Source organism: Paraburkholderia sp. JPY465, from assembly GCF_050436725.1.
In the GTDB taxonomy this organism is placed as follows: Bacteria; Pseudomonadota; Gammaproteobacteria; order Burkholderiales; family Burkholderiaceae; genus Paraburkholderia; species Paraburkholderia youngii.
On sequence record NZ_JBNDMT010000003.1, the window covers coordinates 1,228,662 to 1,243,871 of the forward strand.

General features: G+C 66.5%; 15 protein-coding genes. 10 read left to right on the plus strand and 5 right to left on the minus strand.

The features are described from left to right. Window positions 1-16: 16 nt before the first annotated feature. The 3 genes from QFZ94_RS20280 to QFZ94_RS20290 all read right to left on the minus strand — a co-directional run bounded on the left by QFZ94_RS20280 (window position 17) and on the right by QFZ94_RS20290 (window position 3,882). A complete protein-coding gene (locus tag QFZ94_RS20280; RefSeq protein WP_429459071.1) occupies window positions 17-1,750 on the minus strand; it encodes a ClcB-like voltage-gated chloride channel protein in 1,734 nt (577 codons plus the stop codon). A 112-nt stretch (window positions 1,751-1,862) separates the two neighbouring features. Then, window positions 1,863-2,600 (minus strand): glutathione S-transferase, encoded by a 738-nt coding sequence (locus tag QFZ94_RS20285; RefSeq protein WP_368587070.1) that lies wholly within the window; start codon window positions 2,598-2,600, stop codon window positions 1,863-1,865. A 202-nt stretch (window positions 2,601-2,802) separates the two neighbouring features. Beyond that, entirely contained in the window at window positions 2,803-3,882 is a 1,080-nt protein-coding gene (locus tag QFZ94_RS20290; protein WP_410847990.1) for a YeiH family protein, read from the minus strand. A gap of 137 nt (window positions 3,883-4,019) precedes the next feature. Between QFZ94_RS20290 and QFZ94_RS20295 the strand changes: the two genes are divergently transcribed. The 8 genes from QFZ94_RS20295 (at window position 4,020) to QFZ94_RS20330 (ending at window position 11,896) form a co-directional block, all read left to right on the plus strand. Then, the gene (locus QFZ94_RS20295) at window positions 4,020-4,910 is read left to right on the plus strand and encodes a LysR family transcriptional regulator (RefSeq protein WP_368587068.1); all 891 of its coding nucleotides are present in this window, start codon (window positions 4,020-4,022) and stop codon (window positions 4,908-4,910) included. 167 nt (window positions 4,911-5,077) lie between these two features. After that, on the plus strand, window positions 5,078-5,872 hold the full coding sequence (locus QFZ94_RS20300) for a sugar phosphate isomerase/epimerase family protein (protein WP_429459072.1): 795 nt from the start codon (window positions 5,078-5,080) through the stop codon (window positions 5,870-5,872). 100 nt (window positions 5,873-5,972) lie between these two features. After that, on the plus strand, window positions 5,973-6,956 hold the full coding sequence (locus tag QFZ94_RS20305; RefSeq protein WP_429459074.1) for a sugar kinase: 984 nt from the start codon (window positions 5,973-5,975) through the stop codon (window positions 6,954-6,956). 113 nt (window positions 6,957-7,069) lie between these two features. Further along, window positions 7,070-8,359 carry an MFS transporter gene (locus QFZ94_RS20310; RefSeq protein WP_429459076.1) on the plus strand — a complete coding sequence of 430 codons (1,290 nt, stop codon included), beginning with the start codon at window positions 7,070-7,072 and terminating at the stop codon, window positions 8,357-8,359. Further along, a complete protein-coding gene (locus tag QFZ94_RS20315) occupies window positions 8,359-9,324 on the plus strand; it encodes a 2-hydroxyacid dehydrogenase (protein ID WP_429459078.1) in 966 nt (321 codons plus the stop codon). The genes QFZ94_RS20310 and QFZ94_RS20315 overlap by 1 nt, the downstream gene beginning before the upstream one ends. Window positions 9,325-9,378: 54 nt before the next feature. Then, complete coding sequence (locus QFZ94_RS20320; RefSeq protein ID WP_368587255.1) at window positions 9,379-10,452, plus strand: LacI family DNA-binding transcriptional regulator; 1,074 nt, start codon at window positions 9,379-9,381, stop codon at window positions 10,450-10,452. A gap of 84 nt (window positions 10,453-10,536) precedes the next feature. After that, window positions 10,537-11,436: a YhfC family intramembrane metalloprotease gene (locus QFZ94_RS20325; RefSeq protein WP_429459080.1), complete on the plus strand. Its 900-nt coding sequence runs from the start codon at window positions 10,537-10,539 to the stop codon at window positions 11,434-11,436. 94 nt (window positions 11,437-11,530) lie between these two features. Beyond that, a complete protein-coding gene (locus tag QFZ94_RS20330; RefSeq protein WP_018435589.1) occupies window positions 11,531-11,896 on the plus strand; it encodes a DUF3022 domain-containing protein in 366 nt (121 codons plus the stop codon). A gap of 18 nt (window positions 11,897-11,914) precedes the next feature. Here the strand turns inward: QFZ94_RS20330 and QFZ94_RS20335 are convergent, their stop codons facing one another. Together QFZ94_RS20335 and QFZ94_RS20340 are read right to left on the minus strand one after the other, a co-directional pair. Continuing rightward, a complete protein-coding gene (locus QFZ94_RS20335) occupies window positions 11,915-12,352 on the minus strand; it encodes a PGDYG domain-containing protein (protein ID WP_429459082.1) in 438 nt (145 codons plus the stop codon). A gap of 112 nt (window positions 12,353-12,464) precedes the next feature. Next, window positions 12,465-12,983 (minus strand): Spy/CpxP family protein refolding chaperone, encoded by a 519-nt coding sequence (locus QFZ94_RS20340; RefSeq protein ID WP_429459084.1) that lies wholly within the window; start codon window positions 12,981-12,983, stop codon window positions 12,465-12,467. Between the two features lie 318 nt (window positions 12,984-13,301). Here QFZ94_RS20340 and QFZ94_RS20345 point away from each other — a divergent pair, with 318 nt between their 5' ends. Beyond that, entirely contained in the window at window positions 13,302-13,760 is a 459-nt protein-coding gene (locus QFZ94_RS20345) for an Lrp/AsnC family transcriptional regulator (RefSeq protein WP_008922942.1), read from the plus strand. A gap of 257 nt (window positions 13,761-14,017) precedes the next feature. Beyond that, on the plus strand, window positions 14,018-15,115 hold the full coding sequence (locus QFZ94_RS20350; protein ID WP_176108363.1) for a saccharopine dehydrogenase family protein: 1,098 nt from the start codon (window positions 14,018-14,020) through the stop codon (window positions 15,113-15,115). Window positions 15,116-15,210: the final 95 nt, after the last annotated feature.

Genomic DNA, 15,210 nt, shown 5'->3' on the forward strand with positions numbered 1-15,210 from the left:
AGCTTGCGCGAAGGCCCTAGCGCGACGGATTCATGCGGAAGTACGCGTCGAGCAGCGAGGTCTTGTAGACGACCCCGGCGAGCTTGGGATGCGCGGTGCTTTCGATCACCGGCAGCCGCTCGCCCTGAAACGCCATGAAGTGCTGTAACGCGACAGCGAGCGACATGTCCGGCGTCAGCACGTCGAAATGCGGTTGCAGATAATCGGCGGCGGTTTTCATCGACGTGTCGGTCCGGTCGAGCAGATCGGACGTGATGTCCTTCAGCGCGACCACGCCGAGAAACGCGCCCGAGTCGTTCGCGACGTACAGATACTTGACCGGATATTCGAGGAACACGCGCGTCATGTCGTGCACGGTCGCGTTCGGCGGCACGACGGTTTGCGCGGGGCGGATCAGCTCGCCCATCTGCGTCGCGCGCAGCCGCGTGCGTTCCTGCTCCTCGCGATTGCGGCGCAGCGTGATCTCGTACATCGAGGTCTTGCCGATCGCACGCGCGATGAAGTACGCGACCACGCACGACACCATCAGCGGCAGCACGACCTGATAGCTCAAGGTCATCTCGAAGATCATCAGGATCGCCATCAGCGGCGCCTGGGTCGCGCCCGCGAGGAACGCGCCCATGCCGACCATCGCATACGCATAAGCGGCCGACGTCGCATGCGGCCACAACGCGTGCATGCCCTGACCGAACAGCGAGCCGACCGCCGCGCCGACGAACAGCGTCGGCGTGAACACGCCGCCGACCGCGCCCGAGCCGGCCGTCGCCGCGGTCGCCGCAAGCTTGCAGACGAGCACGAGCACGAGCGCGGTCCACGTCCACGGCGAATGCAGGATCGAGTTCACGACGCTATAGCCGTTGCCCCACACCTCGGGCTCCGCGACCGAAATGATGCCGACCACGAGACCGCCGATTGCTAGCCGCACCGGCAGCGCCACCGGCAGCTTGCGAAAGGTCCGCTTCGAGGCATCGAGCAATCGCAGGAACTGTGGCGCGGCCGCGCCGCACAGCGCGCCGAGCGCGACGAACAGCAGCACCTCGGGACCGGTCACGGTCGGAAACTCCGGCATCTCGTAAGGCGGCTTGTAGCCGGCGAATTCGCGCATCGTGATGTTAGCGACGACCGCCGCGACCACCACCGGCCCGAAGCTCTCCATCGCGATCGAGCCGAGCACGATCTCGGTGACGAAAAACGCGCCCGCGATCGGCGCGCTGTACGCGGACGTGATGCCGGCCGCCGCGCCGCATGCGACCAGCAGGCGCAGCCGCGGCGGATCGAAGTGGACCCAGCGGCCGATCAGCGACGAGGCGAGCGCCGCGAGCTGCACCATCGGACCTTCACGGCCGATCGAGCCGCCGCTCGCGATCGTAAACAGCGACGACACGCTGCGCCACAGGCTCAGGCGCACCGGCACGGCGCCGTCGCCGATCGCGACCGCTTCCATGTAGTCGGAGTGCGGGTGCCTGTCGGCGTGACGCTGCGCGATCAGCAAAAACACGCCGGCGACCAGACCGCCTGCGGCCGGCACCCAGATGCGCACGGTCCACGGCAGGCTGCGCGCCGTTTCGACGAAGCTGCCGGAGTGGCCGGTGATCGCCAGTTGCAGCAGTTCGATGCCTTTACGAAACGCAACGGTGGCGAACGCGCCGACAATGCCGACCACGACCGACCAGACCAGCATCGTGTGGGCATCGGAGAGGCGGAAAAGGCGTTGGGCGCGGGTGCGCAGCTTCAGCAGGAATGAAAGCACGTCGACGGTACGGGGCGTGATGGGGGGTTGAAAAACGCGCGCCATAACAGCAGCGCGCCCGCCTCGAATGGCGGGCGCGCGGCGGCGAGCAGGCGGGGGAGGGCGGCGCGGTTCAAGTCGCCGCCTTGTCGAGTTCCGGATAGTGCCGGAAGACGCAGCTTTCGTTATGGGCGATGCGCCGGTCCGAGTTCAGGTACGCGGCGATGTTCGGTCTGGCGATCACCCTGTCGTGCAGCGCGGCGAGCCGCGGATAGTGCTCGCCGAAGCGCTTCAGCGCGCGCGGAAACGCATACAGCAGGCCATCGATCAGCTGGAACATCGACAGGTCCACATAGGTCAGCGCGTCGCCGACCATGAAGCTGTCGCCGGCTGGATTCTGCGCGAGCACGCGCTCGAAGTACGACATGAACTTCGGAATCCGATGGTCGATGAAATCGTGCGCGCGAACCTTCGCCGCGTCTTTCTGCTCCTCGTAGTAGAGGCCGCTCGCGAGCGGATGGTGGGTGTCGTGCGCTTCGGTGACGACGTCGGCGATCGTCAGTTGCAGGCCGTTCGCGACGTAGCGCAGGCTCTCCACCCTGGGCGCGAGATTGAGCCGCGGGCCGAGATAGAACAGGATGTTGGCGGTCTGCGGGATCACCAGATCGCCGTCTTTCAGAAACGGTGGCGCGAACGGCGGATACGGCTCGTCGGGGCTGTCCATCACGGCCATCATCGCCTCGGTGCCGAGGCCCTTCGAAGGCTTGCCGCGAGCGACTTCGACGTAGTCGACGCCGGCTTCCTCCAGCGCGAGCCGCACGAATTCGCCGCGGCCTTGCAGGCCATCCCAGTAGTACAGTTCCAGGCTCATCGATCGATCCTCATTCCGGTCGCCGGGACGCGTCGCGGGAAGGCGGTTTCACCGCTGCCATCGGACCATGCGTACAGGCGGGTTGTGGAAGCAAAGTTCGCAGCAACGAGTATGCCGTGTGAGCGGGCCGGATGGGGCGCCAGAAAGCCCAAAACCCCGCGCGCGGCGGGGTGTCGGGGAAGGCGGCGAAGCCGGCGGCGGCTTAGCGCAATAGGTGCTGGACGGCCCATGTGATGCCCAGTCCGCCGGCGATCAGCCACACATACAGGATCAGGCCGGTGGTCAGCGCGCGAGGACCCGCTTCGCGAATCTGCGAGATCCGCGTTTCCATGCCGAGTGCGGTCATCGCCATCGTCAGCGCGAAGGTGTCGAGCAGGTTCAGCGACGAGGTGGCGCTTTGCGGCAGCACATGCAGCGAGTTGATCGCGACGCAGGCCAGAAAGCCGAGTGCGAACCAGGGGATCGCAAGCTTGCGCGGGGCGGCGCCGTCCGTGCTGCCATCGTTCGCGCCGCGCGCCGCGCGGTTCACCCACAGGCCGACCACCAGCAATACCGGCACGAGCAGCATCACGCGGGTCATCTTGACGATCGTCGCGATATGCGTCGCTTCCGGGCTCACGTTGCTCGCCGCGCCGACCACCTGCGCGACCTCGTGGATCGTGCCGCCGAAGAACAGCCCGGCGCCGACCGTATCGAGATGCAGCCAGCCTGCGTTGAACAGCACCGGGTACAGGAACATCGACAGCGTGCCGAACAGCACGACGGTGCCGACCGCCATCGCGCTCTTGTGCGGCTTCGATTGCAGCGTCGATTCGAACGCGAGCACCGCGGCCGCGCCGCAGATCGCGCTGCCGGCCGCCGTCAGCAGAGCGGTGTCGCGATCGAGCTTCATGATCTTGATACCGGCCCAGGTGCCGATCAGGAGCGTGCTGACGACGATCAGCACCGATTCCGCGAGGCCCGGCAGACCGACCTGGGCGATTTCCTGCAGGCTCACGCGCAAGCCGAAAAACGCGACCGCGATGCGCAGCAGCTTGCGCGCCGAGAAGTTGACGCCCGCCGCCCAGCTGGCCGGCATGCTGTCGCGCAGCGCGTTGCCATAGATCGCACCGGCGACGATGCCGACGATCAGCGGACTCAGGCCAAGACCGGCAACCGCCGGAATCGCGGCGATGCGCGTGACGGCGGCGGCGAACAACGCGACGAACAGCACGCCATTGAGCTGGCCGCGGGTGGACAGCGCGGGCGAGGCGGCAGTGAGCGGGACGGTGGATGTGGACATGATTGGGTGCCTGACTTCGTAGCGAACTTGCACGGAACTGCATGAGCAGCAATGGGGCTAATCCTAAATTAGATATATCAATATGAAAAATCGTGATTTAGAATGTGAAGTATCGGCCTCACGGATATTTCATCGAGATGACCCCGGATCAACTTATAACGTTCGCTGCCGTCGCTGAGCATCGCAATATCAGCCGGGCGGCGGTGGCGCTGCATCTGTCGCAACCGGCGGTGTCCGGACAGCTACGGCAATTGCAGGACGAGTTCGGCGAGCCGCTGTATCAGCGCGACGGCCGCGGCGTGCGGCTGACGCCGGCCGGCGAGCAGCTCGCCAGCTATGCGGCGCGGCTGCGCGATACCTGGCGGCAGGCGCATGCGTATCGCGACGCGCTGCGCGGTCTGGAGCAGGGCACGTTGCGGATCGGCGCGAGCACGACGCCGGCGAGCTACCTGCTGCCGTACCTGATCGCCGAATTCCATCGCCGCTATCCGGACGTGACCGTGCACACCGCCAACGGCAACACGACCGAGATCGTCGGCGCGCTCGGCTCGGTCGACATCGCGATGATCGAGGGTCCCGCCGGCGCCGATCTGCCGCCGGACACGGTCGTCCATGCGTGGCGCGAGGACGAGATCGTTGCGATCATGCCGCGCTCGCATCCGCTCGCGCAGGCGGACAACGGCGGGCGCATCGAGCTGGCCGCGTTCGGCGCGTATCCGCTGGTGCTGCGCGAGGAAGGCTCCGGTGTGCGGCAGACGGTCGAGCGAGAGTTCGCGCGCGCGGGCGTGCCGATGCGCGTAGCGCTCGAGATCGCGGGGGTCGAAGGCGTGAAGGAGGCGGTGCGGGCCGGCATGGGCGTCGGCTTTGTGTCGGCGATGTCGATGCGGCACGAGAACGGTGCGCTGCGCCTGATGTCCCTGAGCCCGCAGCCGCTGACGCGGCGGCTGTCGATTCTGGTGCCGCATGCGAGCGCGCCGTCGCGGGTGGTCGAACAGTTTCTGGCGATGTGTATCGCGGACGAGGGCTGACCGCAGCGCTGGCCGCATGCGGCCGCCGCGCCTGGGGATTTCCTCTATGGTGCGGGAGGGCTGTCCCGCGCACTATTCGCACATCGCGGCGCCTCGGCGCTTTTTTTCGAAGTTCGGTTGGAACCGGTTCCAAAGCCGGTTTCGCGTCAGAATTGAGTGAGTTGGACATGGCTGATGCAATTGACATCGTGATCGTCGCCAGCGCGTTCGGTGTGAACGCCGTGCGCGCCGACGGCCATCTGAAATGGGCGCAGGCGGCAAAGCGGACCGGCGCGGCGGGTTTCGAAGTGCGCCGCGAGCTGTTTGCGAGCGACGCGGACGCGGACCCGCAACGGCTGCGCGTGCTCGGCGCTGCAATCGCCGATCTCGGGCTGTGGCCGGTGTTCTCGACCCCGGCATCGTTGTACGCGGCTAACGGCCAGCTCGATACCGGCGCGCTGCGTCTGGCGCTCGACGAAGCGGCCGCGCTCGGCGCGCGCTTCGTCAAGCTGCAACTCGGCGGCTTCGCGGGCGAGGCTCACGGCGCGGCGATCGTCGCGCACGTGGCGAGCGCCACCGGCACCACGGGCGGCGCGCAGCCACGGCTCGTCGTCGAAAATGGGCAACTGGCGCAGGGTGGCTCGCCCGCGCAGTTCGTCGGGCTGTTCGACGCGCTCGCGCGTGAAGGCCACGCGGGCGCGCTCGGTATGACTTTCGATACCGGCAACTGGGCGTGGCTCGACGTCGCGCCGCTCCACATCGCGCCGCAGCTTGCGCGATACGTCGAATACATCCATTGCAAGACCACCACGGGCGAAGGCGCGCGGCGCTTCGCGATCGCGCCGGCCGACGATGACGCGACATTCCGCGCGGTCCTCGACCAGCTGCCGCGCGATGTGCCGCGCGGCATCGAGTTTCCGTTCGACCCGAGCCGGATCGACGCAGAGGCCGCGCACTATGTGAGCTGGCTCGCGCGGGTTTAGACCCACGGGCGCGGCAAGCAAGGCAGCAACCGAAGCAGCAAACAACGCAACGCAACGCAACATGAATCATCGGCATCAGAAGCACCACCAGGAGCCCAGCATGACCCAGCCGTACCCAGCCCTCGACGTGATCACCTACGGCGAAGCGATGGCGATGTTCGTCGCCGCCGAAACCGGTCCGCTCGCGGGCGTTGGGCACTTCACGAAGCGCATCGCCGGCGCGGATCTGAACGTCGCGATCGGCTTGTCCCGACTCGGCTTCAGGGTGGGCTGGATGAGCCGCGTCGGCGACGATTCGTTCGGCCAGTATGTGCGCGACACGCTGACGAAAGAGGGCATCGACCAGCAATGCGTGAGCACCGACGCGCGCTATCCGACCGGCTTCCAGCTGAAGTCGAAGAACGACGACGGCAGCGATCCGGCGGTCGAATACTTCCGCAAAGGCTCGGCGGCGAGCCATCTGTCGCTCGACGACTACGTCGCGGACTACGTGCTGCCCGCGCGTCATTTGCATCTGACCGGTGTCGCGCCGGCGATCTCGGCGAGTTCGCGCGAACTCGCGTTCCATCTGGCCCGCGAAATGCGTGCGGCAGGTAGGACGATTTCGTTCGACCCGAACCTGCGCCCGACGCTGTGGCCGTCGCGCGCGGCGATGGTCGAAGGCCTGAACGCGCACGCGGCACTCGCCGACTGGGTGCTGCCCGGCATCGGCGAGGGTGAGATTCTGACCGGCTACACGCAGCCGGAGGACATCGCGCAGTTCTACCTCGAGCGCGGCGCGCGCGGCGTGATCGTCAAGCTCGGCGCGCAGGGCGCGTATTACCGCACCGCGACCGATGCCGCGACGATCGCCGGCCGGCCGGTCGCGAACGTCGTCGATACGGTCGGCGCCGGCGATGGTTTCGCGGTCGGCGTGATCAGCGCGCTGCTCGAAGGCCGCACCCTCGCGCAGGCGGTCGCGCGCGGCAACCGGATCGGCGCGCTCGCGATCCAGGTGATCGGCGATTCCGAAGGCTTGCCGAGCCGCGCCGAACTCGACGCGCTGGAACTGGCGGAGGTGCCGGACATCGCAAGCGCGGCCTGACGCGCAGCGGACTGCGAGGCATCGACGACCCGCATCGACGACAACAAGAGCGCTCTCAGCGCCCAGATTTTTTCATCATTGATTCGAGGACGACGCCGTCCAGGGAGACTTTCATGACCTCATCACTTGCGATTCGCCGCTGGTGGACGATCATGCCGATCGTGTTCATCACCTACAGCCTCGCGTATCTGGATCGCGCGAATTTCGGCTTCGCGGCGGCGGCCGGCATCAACCAGGATCTCGGCATCAGCAAGGGGCTCGCGTCGCTGATCGGCGCGCTGTTTTTCCTCGGCTATTTCTTCTTCCAGATCCCGGGTGCGATCTACGCCGAGCGCCGCAGCGTGAAGAAGCTCGTGTTCTGGAGCCTCATTCTGTGGGGCGGCTGCGCGGCGTTGACCGGCATGGTCAGCAACATCCCGTCGCTGATGGCGATTCGTTTCGTGCTGGGCGTCGTCGAAGCCGCGGTGATGCCGGCGATGCTGATCTTCATCAGCAACTGGTTCACGAAGAGCGAACGCTCGCGCGCCAACACGTTCCTGATTCTCGGCAATCCGGTCACGGTGCTGTGGATGTCGGTCGTATCGGGCTATCTGGTGCATTCGTTCGGCTGGCGGCAGATGTTCATCGCCGAGGGCGTGCCCGCGATCCTCTGGGCGGTGTGCTGGTGGTTCCTCGTGAAGGACAAGCCCGAGCAGGTGTCCTGGCTCACGCAGCCGGAAAAGGACGCGCTCGCGCAGACGCTGCGCGCCGAGCAGGCCGCGATCAAGCCGGTGCGCAACTACAGCGAGGCGTTTCGCACGCCCGCGGTCATCAAGCTGTGCGCGCAGTATTTCTGCTGGAGCATCGGCGTGTACGGTTTCGTGCTGTGGCTGCCGTCGATCCTGAAGAACGGCTCGTCGATCGGCATGGTCGAGACGGGCTGGCTGTCTGCGCTGCCGTATGCGGTCGCGACGATCGCGATGCTTGCAGCTTCGTGGGCATCGGATAAACTCAACCGCCGCAAGGTGTTCGTGTGGCCGTTCCTGCTGATCGGCGCGATCGCGTTCGCGGCGTCGTACGGACTCGGCTCCGCGCACTTCTGGATCTCGTATGCGCTGCTCGTGATCGCGGGCGCCGCGATGTATGCGCCGTACGGCCCGTTCTTCGCGATCGTGCCGGAGCTGCTGCCCAGTAACGTCGCGGGCGGCGCGATGGCGCTGATCAACAGCATGGGCGCGCTCGGTTCGTTCGTCGGCTCGTACGTGGTCGGCTATCTGAACGGCGCGACCGGCTCGCCCGCGGCATCGTATGCGTTCATGAGCGTGGCGCTCGTCGCCGCGGTGATCCTGACGCTCGCCGTCAAGCCGGCCGCCGCCGAACAACGCGACCCCGCTCGTCCCCCCGTCGCAAGGAAAATTAGCTGATGAACAAGATCGTCGCCTGGAAGTCGCTGCCCGAGGATGTGCTCGGCTATCTGCAACAGCATGCGCAGGTCGTGCAAGTCGATCCGTCACAGCATGATGCTTTCGTCGCCGCGTTGCGCGATGCCGACGGCGGCATCGGCGCGAGCGTGAAGATCGCGCCGGCGATGCTCGAAGGCGCGAGCCGGCTTAAGGCGCTGTCGACGATCTCGGTCGGCTACGACCAGTTCGACGTCGACGACCTCACGCGCCGCGGGATCGTGCTCGCGCACACGCCGGACGTGCTGACCGAATCGACCGCCGATACCGTGTTCTCGCTGATCCTCGCGTCCGCGCGGCGGGTCGTCGAGCTGGCCGACTGGGTCAAGGCGGGCCAGTGGCGCACCAGCATCGGGCCCGCGCAGTTCGGGCTCGACGTGCAGGGCAAGACGATCGGCATCGTCGGCCTGGGGCGGATCGGCGGCGCGGTCGCACGACGCGCGGCGCTCGGCTTCAACATGAAGGTGCTGTACACCAACCGCAGCGCGAACCGCCAGGCGGAAGAGGCGTATGGCGCGCGGCGCGTCGAGCTGGCGGAATTGCTCGCGCAGTCCGATTTCGTCTGTCTGCAGGTGCCGCTCACGCCGCAAACGCGGCATCTGATCGGCGCGGCCGAACTGCGGGCGATGAAGAAGAGCGCGATCCTGATCAACGCGTCGCGCGGCGCGACCGTCGACGAACCGGCGCTGATCGACGCATTGAAGAACGGCACGATTCACGGCGCGGGCCTCGACGTGTTCGACACCGAACCGTTGCCGGCCGACTCGCCGTTGCTTTCGATGCCGAACGTGGTCGCGCTGCCGCATATCGGCTCGGCGACGCATGAGACCCGTCATGCAATGGCGCTCAACGCGGCGCAGAACCTGGTCGCCGCGCTCGACGGCACGTTGACGACCAACATCGTCAATCGTGAAGTCCTGGCGAAGTGAATCGCAGGGCGGCGCGCAAGCTGCCGCCCTCGGACCGACACGAACGATCAGCGAATGAGCACGACCCCGCCGGGCACGCCACCCAATCCGTCGTCCGCGCCGACGCGCCGCGCGACCATCACCGATGTCGCGCGGGAAGCCGGCACCGGCAAGACCAGCATCTCGCGCTATCTGAACGGCGAGTTCAGCGCGCTGTCGCCCGAGCTGCGCGCGCGCATCGAAGCCGCGATCGCGCGGCTCGACTACCAGCCGAACCAGATGGCGCGCGGCCTGAAGCGCGGCCGCAACCGGCTGATCGGCATGCTGGTCGCCGACCTGACCAATCCGTACTCCGTCGAAGTGCTGCAAGGCGTCGAGGCCGCGTGCCACGCGCTCGGTTTGATGCCGCTGATCTGCCACGCGGCGAACGAAGTCGAGATGGAGCGCCGTTACCTGCAACTGCTGACCACGTATCGCGTGGAAGGCGTGATCGTCAATGCGTTAGGCGTGCGCGAGGAGACGTTGCGGCCGGTCGGCGAGGGCGGGATTCCGGCGGTGCTGGTCGATCGGCGCGTCGAGGGGCTGGTCGCCGACATGGTCGGTCTCGACAATGGCGCGGCCGCCGAGCTCGGCACGCGGCATCTGCTCGAACGGGGCTTCGAGCATATCTGGTTCGTCGTGCAGCCGTTCGAGCAGGTCAGCTCGCGGCGGCTGCGCGTCGACGCGTTCGATCGCGCGATGCGCGACGAGGGCCGCGCGCGCGGTCATACGCTGGTGCTCGATCTCGCCGATGAAACTGCGGTCGAGCGCGGCCTTGCGCAGCTGGATCGTGCGATCGACTCGCCGGGCGAGGCCGGCACCGCTCCACGCGTCGCGCTGTTCGCGGCCAACGCGCCGGTCGCGTTGCGCCTCGCGCTGCACCTGAACGCGCGTTACGGCGCGCACTGGCAGAGCCGCGTCGCGCTGCTTTCGATCGACGATCCGGACTGGGCCGAGCTCGCCGGCATCACGACGATCCGTCAGCCGACCTATGACATCGGTTATCGCGCGGTCGAATTCCTGCACGAGCGCATCGAAGGCGCGCAGACGGGCGCGCGCGACTGCCTGCTGCCCGGCGAGCTGATCGTGCGTGCATCGACCGCGCGCTGATTTCCGGTCAATCTGCGATCATTCGGGGCTGCGGCGCGCAGCGGTTGCGCGCCGGGGATTGCAAGGAACCCCGCAAGGATACTCATGGTCGTGTCACCGCTTACCCTCGCGAGCCTCGCGCTCGCCACGCTCGTCATTGCCGCTTTACCTTTTCTGCTTTACCGGCAGTTGCGCCGTCCGCTCGCGCTCAGGCCGCGCGACGCGATCGCCGGCGTCGCGGTGTTCGCGCTGTTCGCGATGGTGATCGAGCGTGCGCTGAACGACTATCTGCTGCGCGGCAACGCGGCGACGGCGGCGTTCCTTTCGCAGCCGCTCGCGTTCGTCGTCTATGGTGCGCTGGTGGCGGGCGTTTGCGAGGAAGTGGGGCGGTTCTTCGGTATGCGGCTGCTGATGACGCGCGCGGCGGCGCGGCCGCCAGTGCGAAAAAAGTCGATCGTGGAAGCGCCCACCGGCGTCGCTGCAAGCGCGGGGGCCAACCCCGCCGCCAGCCCGACCGCCGACACCCGCACCGCCGCGTTGCGCGCCGACGATGGCGCCGCGCTGAGCTATGGCCTCGGCCATGGCGGTGCGGAAGCATGGATGGTCGGCGTGCTCGTGCAGTTCCAGTGGCTCGTGTTCGCGGTGCTCGAAAACCGCGGACGGCTCGGCGATTACCTCGGCAATCTGCCGGCCGAAGCCGTGATGCGCGTGCATCTGATTCTCGCGAGCCTGACGCCGCAACTGGCCGGCATTTTCGCGCTCGAACGGATCGCGGCGCTGGTGTTCCAGATCGGCCTGTCGGTGCTGATGTGGCGCGGCGTGCGGGCCGGCTCGCGCGGCATCCTGCCGCTCGCGATCGTGGTGCACGCGCTGATCGACGCGCCTGCTGCGATGACGCAGGCGCGACTGCTGCCGCTCGCGGCGGTCGATACGATCTATGCGGTGGCGGCGGTGTGCGTCGCGGGACTGTTGATCCGGAGTTACCGGCGGCCGGCGGCGGCGTAAGCGGATGAACCTGGACCGCAGGCGCCTCGCTATCCCTTCAGCGTTTCTCTAAAATGCGCCTACGTTTCAGGACCTTCTTTTCCCGGCAGCCTTCATGGAAGCTTACCAATACGACTGCGCGCATCCGGAGTTCGACGAGCTCGCGCGCGTCATCAGCGATCTGTTTCCCGAGCAGACGCAGTTCATCGAGCGTGCCGCCGACAATGGCACGCCCACACTGACGATTCACTGGGTAGCGATGCGCTTCGGTTCGACCGCGCGCCGGATCGAGATGACGGTCGCGATCGCGCCCGCGGCGCTCGCGCGTTATCGCGCGATGCCGGCGCGGCTGCGTGGCCGCAGCTTCGCGGTATTGCGCGCGTACGTCGAAGCGAGCCTGGGCTCGCTCGAAGAGATGTACGCGAACGGCGAGGCGGTTCCGCGCGAAGTCACGGTCGAGCTCGGCGACGAGTTCGCATGAAGCGCGGGTGAATCTGCTTCAATCCGCGAGCCGATAGACCTTCGCGAAACGCGCGGCCTGCACGACGCCATAGTCGCCGGGAGCGTACTGCATGACCCAGTCGCCGGCCGCGCCGTGCAGCACGTCGCTGCCTCTCGCCGAGCGCGCGAGCGAGAAGGACTCGTCCATCCGGCGGGCAAGCACGACTGCCGGGCGGTTGCGATAGGCGCCGGCTTCGCCGTGCGCGAGCGCCGGGTCGGCGGGCAGGTACTTCGCGTCGAAGCGCTCGCGCGACACGACCCAGCGGTCGCCGGTCGAGCCGGTGATCAGCGCATCGCCGCGCACATAGCGGTTCGGGCCTTCGAGGCTCATCAACTGGCCAACGGCCGCGGCGAATTCGACGCTTACCGTTTCGTCCTTGACGACGCGTTGGGCGTGCGGATCGTCACGCAGATCGAGATTCCTGAGTTCGGTCATGAAGCGGGTGGGAGATTAGGGGAGGGGCGTTGCGGCGAGACTCGCCGCTTTGCGCACCCGAATGATGCCAGATGCCCGCAGCGGGGCAACCCCCGCCGCGGGCGATCTTGCATTACGGCTTGACGGTCGCGTCGCTCGCGGCTTCGGCCGCGGGCTTGCCGCTCTTGCTCTTGCCATGGCCGCGCTGATGACCCTCGGGGCCGCCATGGTGGAACGTCGCATCGGCGAGCTTCTTCTGCTCCGGCGACAGGCTGCTATACAGCGGCTCGAACGCATCGACGAGCTTCTTCATGCCGTCCGCATGCGCCTGCGCAATCGTTGCGTACTGTTTCATGTCGTCGAGCGCGCTCACGTTGGTGGCGGCTTTGCGCTGCTCGAACAGCTGGCCCATCGTTTCGCCGTTGCTGCGCATCACGTCGGCGAACGCCTTCCATTGCGTTTCCTGCGCGGGCGTGATCTTCAGTTGCGAATGCAGATAAGCGATACGGTCTTCGACGTTGCGTTCGTGACCGGCCTTGGCTGCCGAAGCCGTTGCCGTTGTGTCCGGTGCCGAGGCAGGCGCGGCGGCGGTTTGAGCGAACGCGCCGCCCATCGAAACGGCCGTAGCCAGCATAACCAGTGCTTTTTTCATCGAAACTCCTGATGTCTGTTCGTATTGAGACTCGGCGCGCGGCGTGCGTATCGCCTCGCGCCAGCGACGAATAGCGGCGCACTGCAACCGGCCGCCGCATTCGCCCGTCGCCGCTATTAGTAACACGATATCCCTACAATACGGCTCCTGTGCGACAAACGCTTACAACCGAAACGAAAGCGAAACGGCTCGCGCCTGAGCGGCAATCACCGATGCCGGGCACACTGTGCGGCGACCGCACTCTCCGTGACACAGCGCCGCTGCCCGTGCAGACGCGCGATAATCCGCGACATTCCATACCAACTTCCCGCCCCTTCGATGAGACCTCCGCGCCTCGACCAGCTCGACGACCTCGACCGTAATCTCGTTGCACTGCTGCAAGCCAACGCGCGCGAGAGCGTCGCGAATCTCGCGCGACAGCTCGGCGTCGCGCGCACGACCGTGATCGCGCGCATTGCGCGGCTCGAGCGCAGCAACGTGATCGCCGGCTACAGCGTGCGGCTGGGCCAGGACGTGCTCGATTCGAGCATCGTCGCTTATGTCGGCATCATCATCGCGCCGAAGCACGGGCCGGCCGTGCAGAAGCGGCTCGGCAAGATGCCTGAGGTGCAGCTGCTGTGCGCGGTCAGCGGCGAGTTCGACTACGTGGCATGGCTGCGTGCCGATTCGCCCGAGCGGCTCAACGATCTGCTCGATCAGATCGGCGGGCTCGAAGGTGTTGAGCGGACCACGACGTCGATCATTCTGGCGCGCAAGATCGACCGCGGCACGGTGTGAGTCGGGGCGCGGCGTAAGCTCTTCGCGAATGCTTCGACAGTCCTTCATTTACGCGCTTTTTGCGCGTTTTCGACGAATCGTTTGATCACTTCGTCGAAGCGTCGAACTTGATGGTCATACCGCAGCATTTTGCGCGTATGAACTGTTTTTGCTTCTTCCTACACTGTCATTCAAGGGTTCGGCCCGCAGGCGCCGCGCGCAATACGCGGCGCACTTCCCAAGCTCAGAGACAGCACATGGATAACAAGGAGAAGCAGATGAAAGTAGCTATCGTTGGCGCAGGTCTGATCGGTCACACCATTGCTCATATGCTGCGCGAGACGGGCGACTACGAGGTCGTCGCGTTCGACCGTGACCAGCACGCACTCGACAAGCTCGCCGCCCAGGGCATTCCGACCCGCCGCATCGATTCCGCCGACGCCGCCGTGCTGCGCGCCGCGATTCAGGGCTTCGACGTGCTGATCAACGCGCTGCCGTACTACCTCGCGGTGAACGTCGCATCGGCCGCGAAGGGCGCGGGTGTCCATTACTTCGACCTGACCGAGGACGTGCGCGCGACGCACGCGATCCGCGCGATCGCCGACGATGCCGATCACGCTTTCATGCCGCAGTGCGGCCTCGCGCCGGGCTTCATCGGCATCGCCGCGCACGAGCTCGCGAATCGCTTCACGGAAATCCGCGACGTGAAGATGCGCGTCGGCGCGCTGCCCGAGTTTCCGACCAATGCGCTGAAGTACAACCTGACGTGGAGCGTCGATGGCCTGATCAACGAGTACTGCCAGCCGTGCGAGGCGATCCGCGACGGCCGCACGCAGTGGGTGCAGCCGCTCGAAGGCCTCGAGCATTTCTCGCTCGACGGCACCGAGTACGAAGCGTTCAACACGTCGGGCGGGCTGGGCACGCTGTGCGAGACGCTGGCGGGCCGCGTCGAATCGCTCGACTACAAGTCGGTGCGCTATCCGGGGCATCGCAACCTGATGCAGTTCCTGCTGGAAGACCTGCGTCTGTCGAGCGACCGCGATACGCTGAAGACCATCATGCGCCGCTCGGTGCCGTCGACCGCGCAGGACGTCGTGCTGGTGTTCATCACCGTGAGCGGCATGCGCGACGGTCAGCTCGTGCAGGAGGTGTTTACGCGCAAGATCTTCGCGAAGACGGTCTGCGGCGTGCCGATGAGCGCGATCCAGATCACCACCGCCGGTGCGATGTGCGCGGTGCTCGATCTGTTCCGCGAGCGCAAGCTGCCGCAAAAGGGCTTCGTGCGGCAGGAGCAGGTGTCGCTTGGCGATTTCCTCGCGAACCGCTTCGGCAAGCTGTACGAAGGGCAGTCGCTGGAGGCGATGGCGACGGTTTGAGGTTCGAATGGCTCGGGTCAAATGAAAATCCCCGTACGTCACCGACGTACGGGGATTTTTTGTTTTTCAGCCGATCAGCGGGCTGTGCTGCGCCG

What these genes read in the sequence shown, in the direction of transcription:
- QFZ94_RS20315 (WP_429459078.1), top strand. Translation starts at nt 8,359, where the DNA reads ATGAACAAGATCGTCGCCTGGAAGTCGCTGCCCGAGGATGTGCTCGGC.
- QFZ94_RS20340 (WP_429459084.1), bottom strand. Translation starts at nt 12,983, where the DNA reads ATGAAAAAAGCACTGGTTATGCTGGCTACGGCCGTTTCGATGGGCGGC.
- QFZ94_RS20350 (WP_176108363.1), top strand. Translation starts at nt 14,018, where the DNA reads ATGAAAGTAGCTATCGTTGGCGCAGGTCTGATCGGTCACACCATTGCT.
- QFZ94_RS20325 (WP_429459080.1), top strand. Translation starts at nt 10,537, where the DNA reads ATGGTCGTGTCACCGCTTACCCTCGCGAGCCTCGCGCTCGCCACGCTC.
- QFZ94_RS20295 (WP_368587068.1), top strand. Translation starts at nt 4,020, where the DNA reads ATGACCCCGGATCAACTTATAACGTTCGCTGCCGTCGCTGAGCATCGC.
- QFZ94_RS20345 (WP_008922942.1), top strand. Translation starts at nt 13,302, where the DNA reads ATGAGACCTCCGCGCCTCGACCAGCTCGACGACCTCGACCGTAATCTC.
- QFZ94_RS20300 (WP_429459072.1), top strand. Translation starts at nt 5,078, where the DNA reads ATGGCTGATGCAATTGACATCGTGATCGTCGCCAGCGCGTTCGGTGTG.
- QFZ94_RS20330 (WP_018435589.1), top strand. Translation starts at nt 11,531, where the DNA reads ATGGAAGCTTACCAATACGACTGCGCGCATCCGGAGTTCGACGAGCTC.
- QFZ94_RS20310 (WP_429459076.1), top strand. Translation starts at nt 7,070, where the DNA reads ATGACCTCATCACTTGCGATTCGCCGCTGGTGGACGATCATGCCGATC.
- QFZ94_RS20320 (WP_368587255.1), top strand. Translation starts at nt 9,379, where the DNA reads ATGAGCACGACCCCGCCGGGCACGCCACCCAATCCGTCGTCCGCGCCG.
- QFZ94_RS20285 (WP_368587070.1), bottom strand. Translation starts at nt 2,600, where the DNA reads ATGAGCCTGGAACTGTACTACTGGGATGGCCTGCAAGGCCGCGGCGAA.
- QFZ94_RS20305 (WP_429459074.1), top strand. Translation starts at nt 5,973, where the DNA reads ATGACCCAGCCGTACCCAGCCCTCGACGTGATCACCTACGGCGAAGCG.
- QFZ94_RS20290 (WP_410847990.1), bottom strand. Translation starts at nt 3,882, where the DNA reads ATGTCCACATCCACCGTCCCGCTCACTGCCGCCTCGCCCGCGCTGTCC.
- QFZ94_RS20335 (WP_429459082.1), bottom strand. Translation starts at nt 12,352, where the DNA reads ATGACCGAACTCAGGAATCTCGATCTGCGTGACGATCCGCACGCCCAA.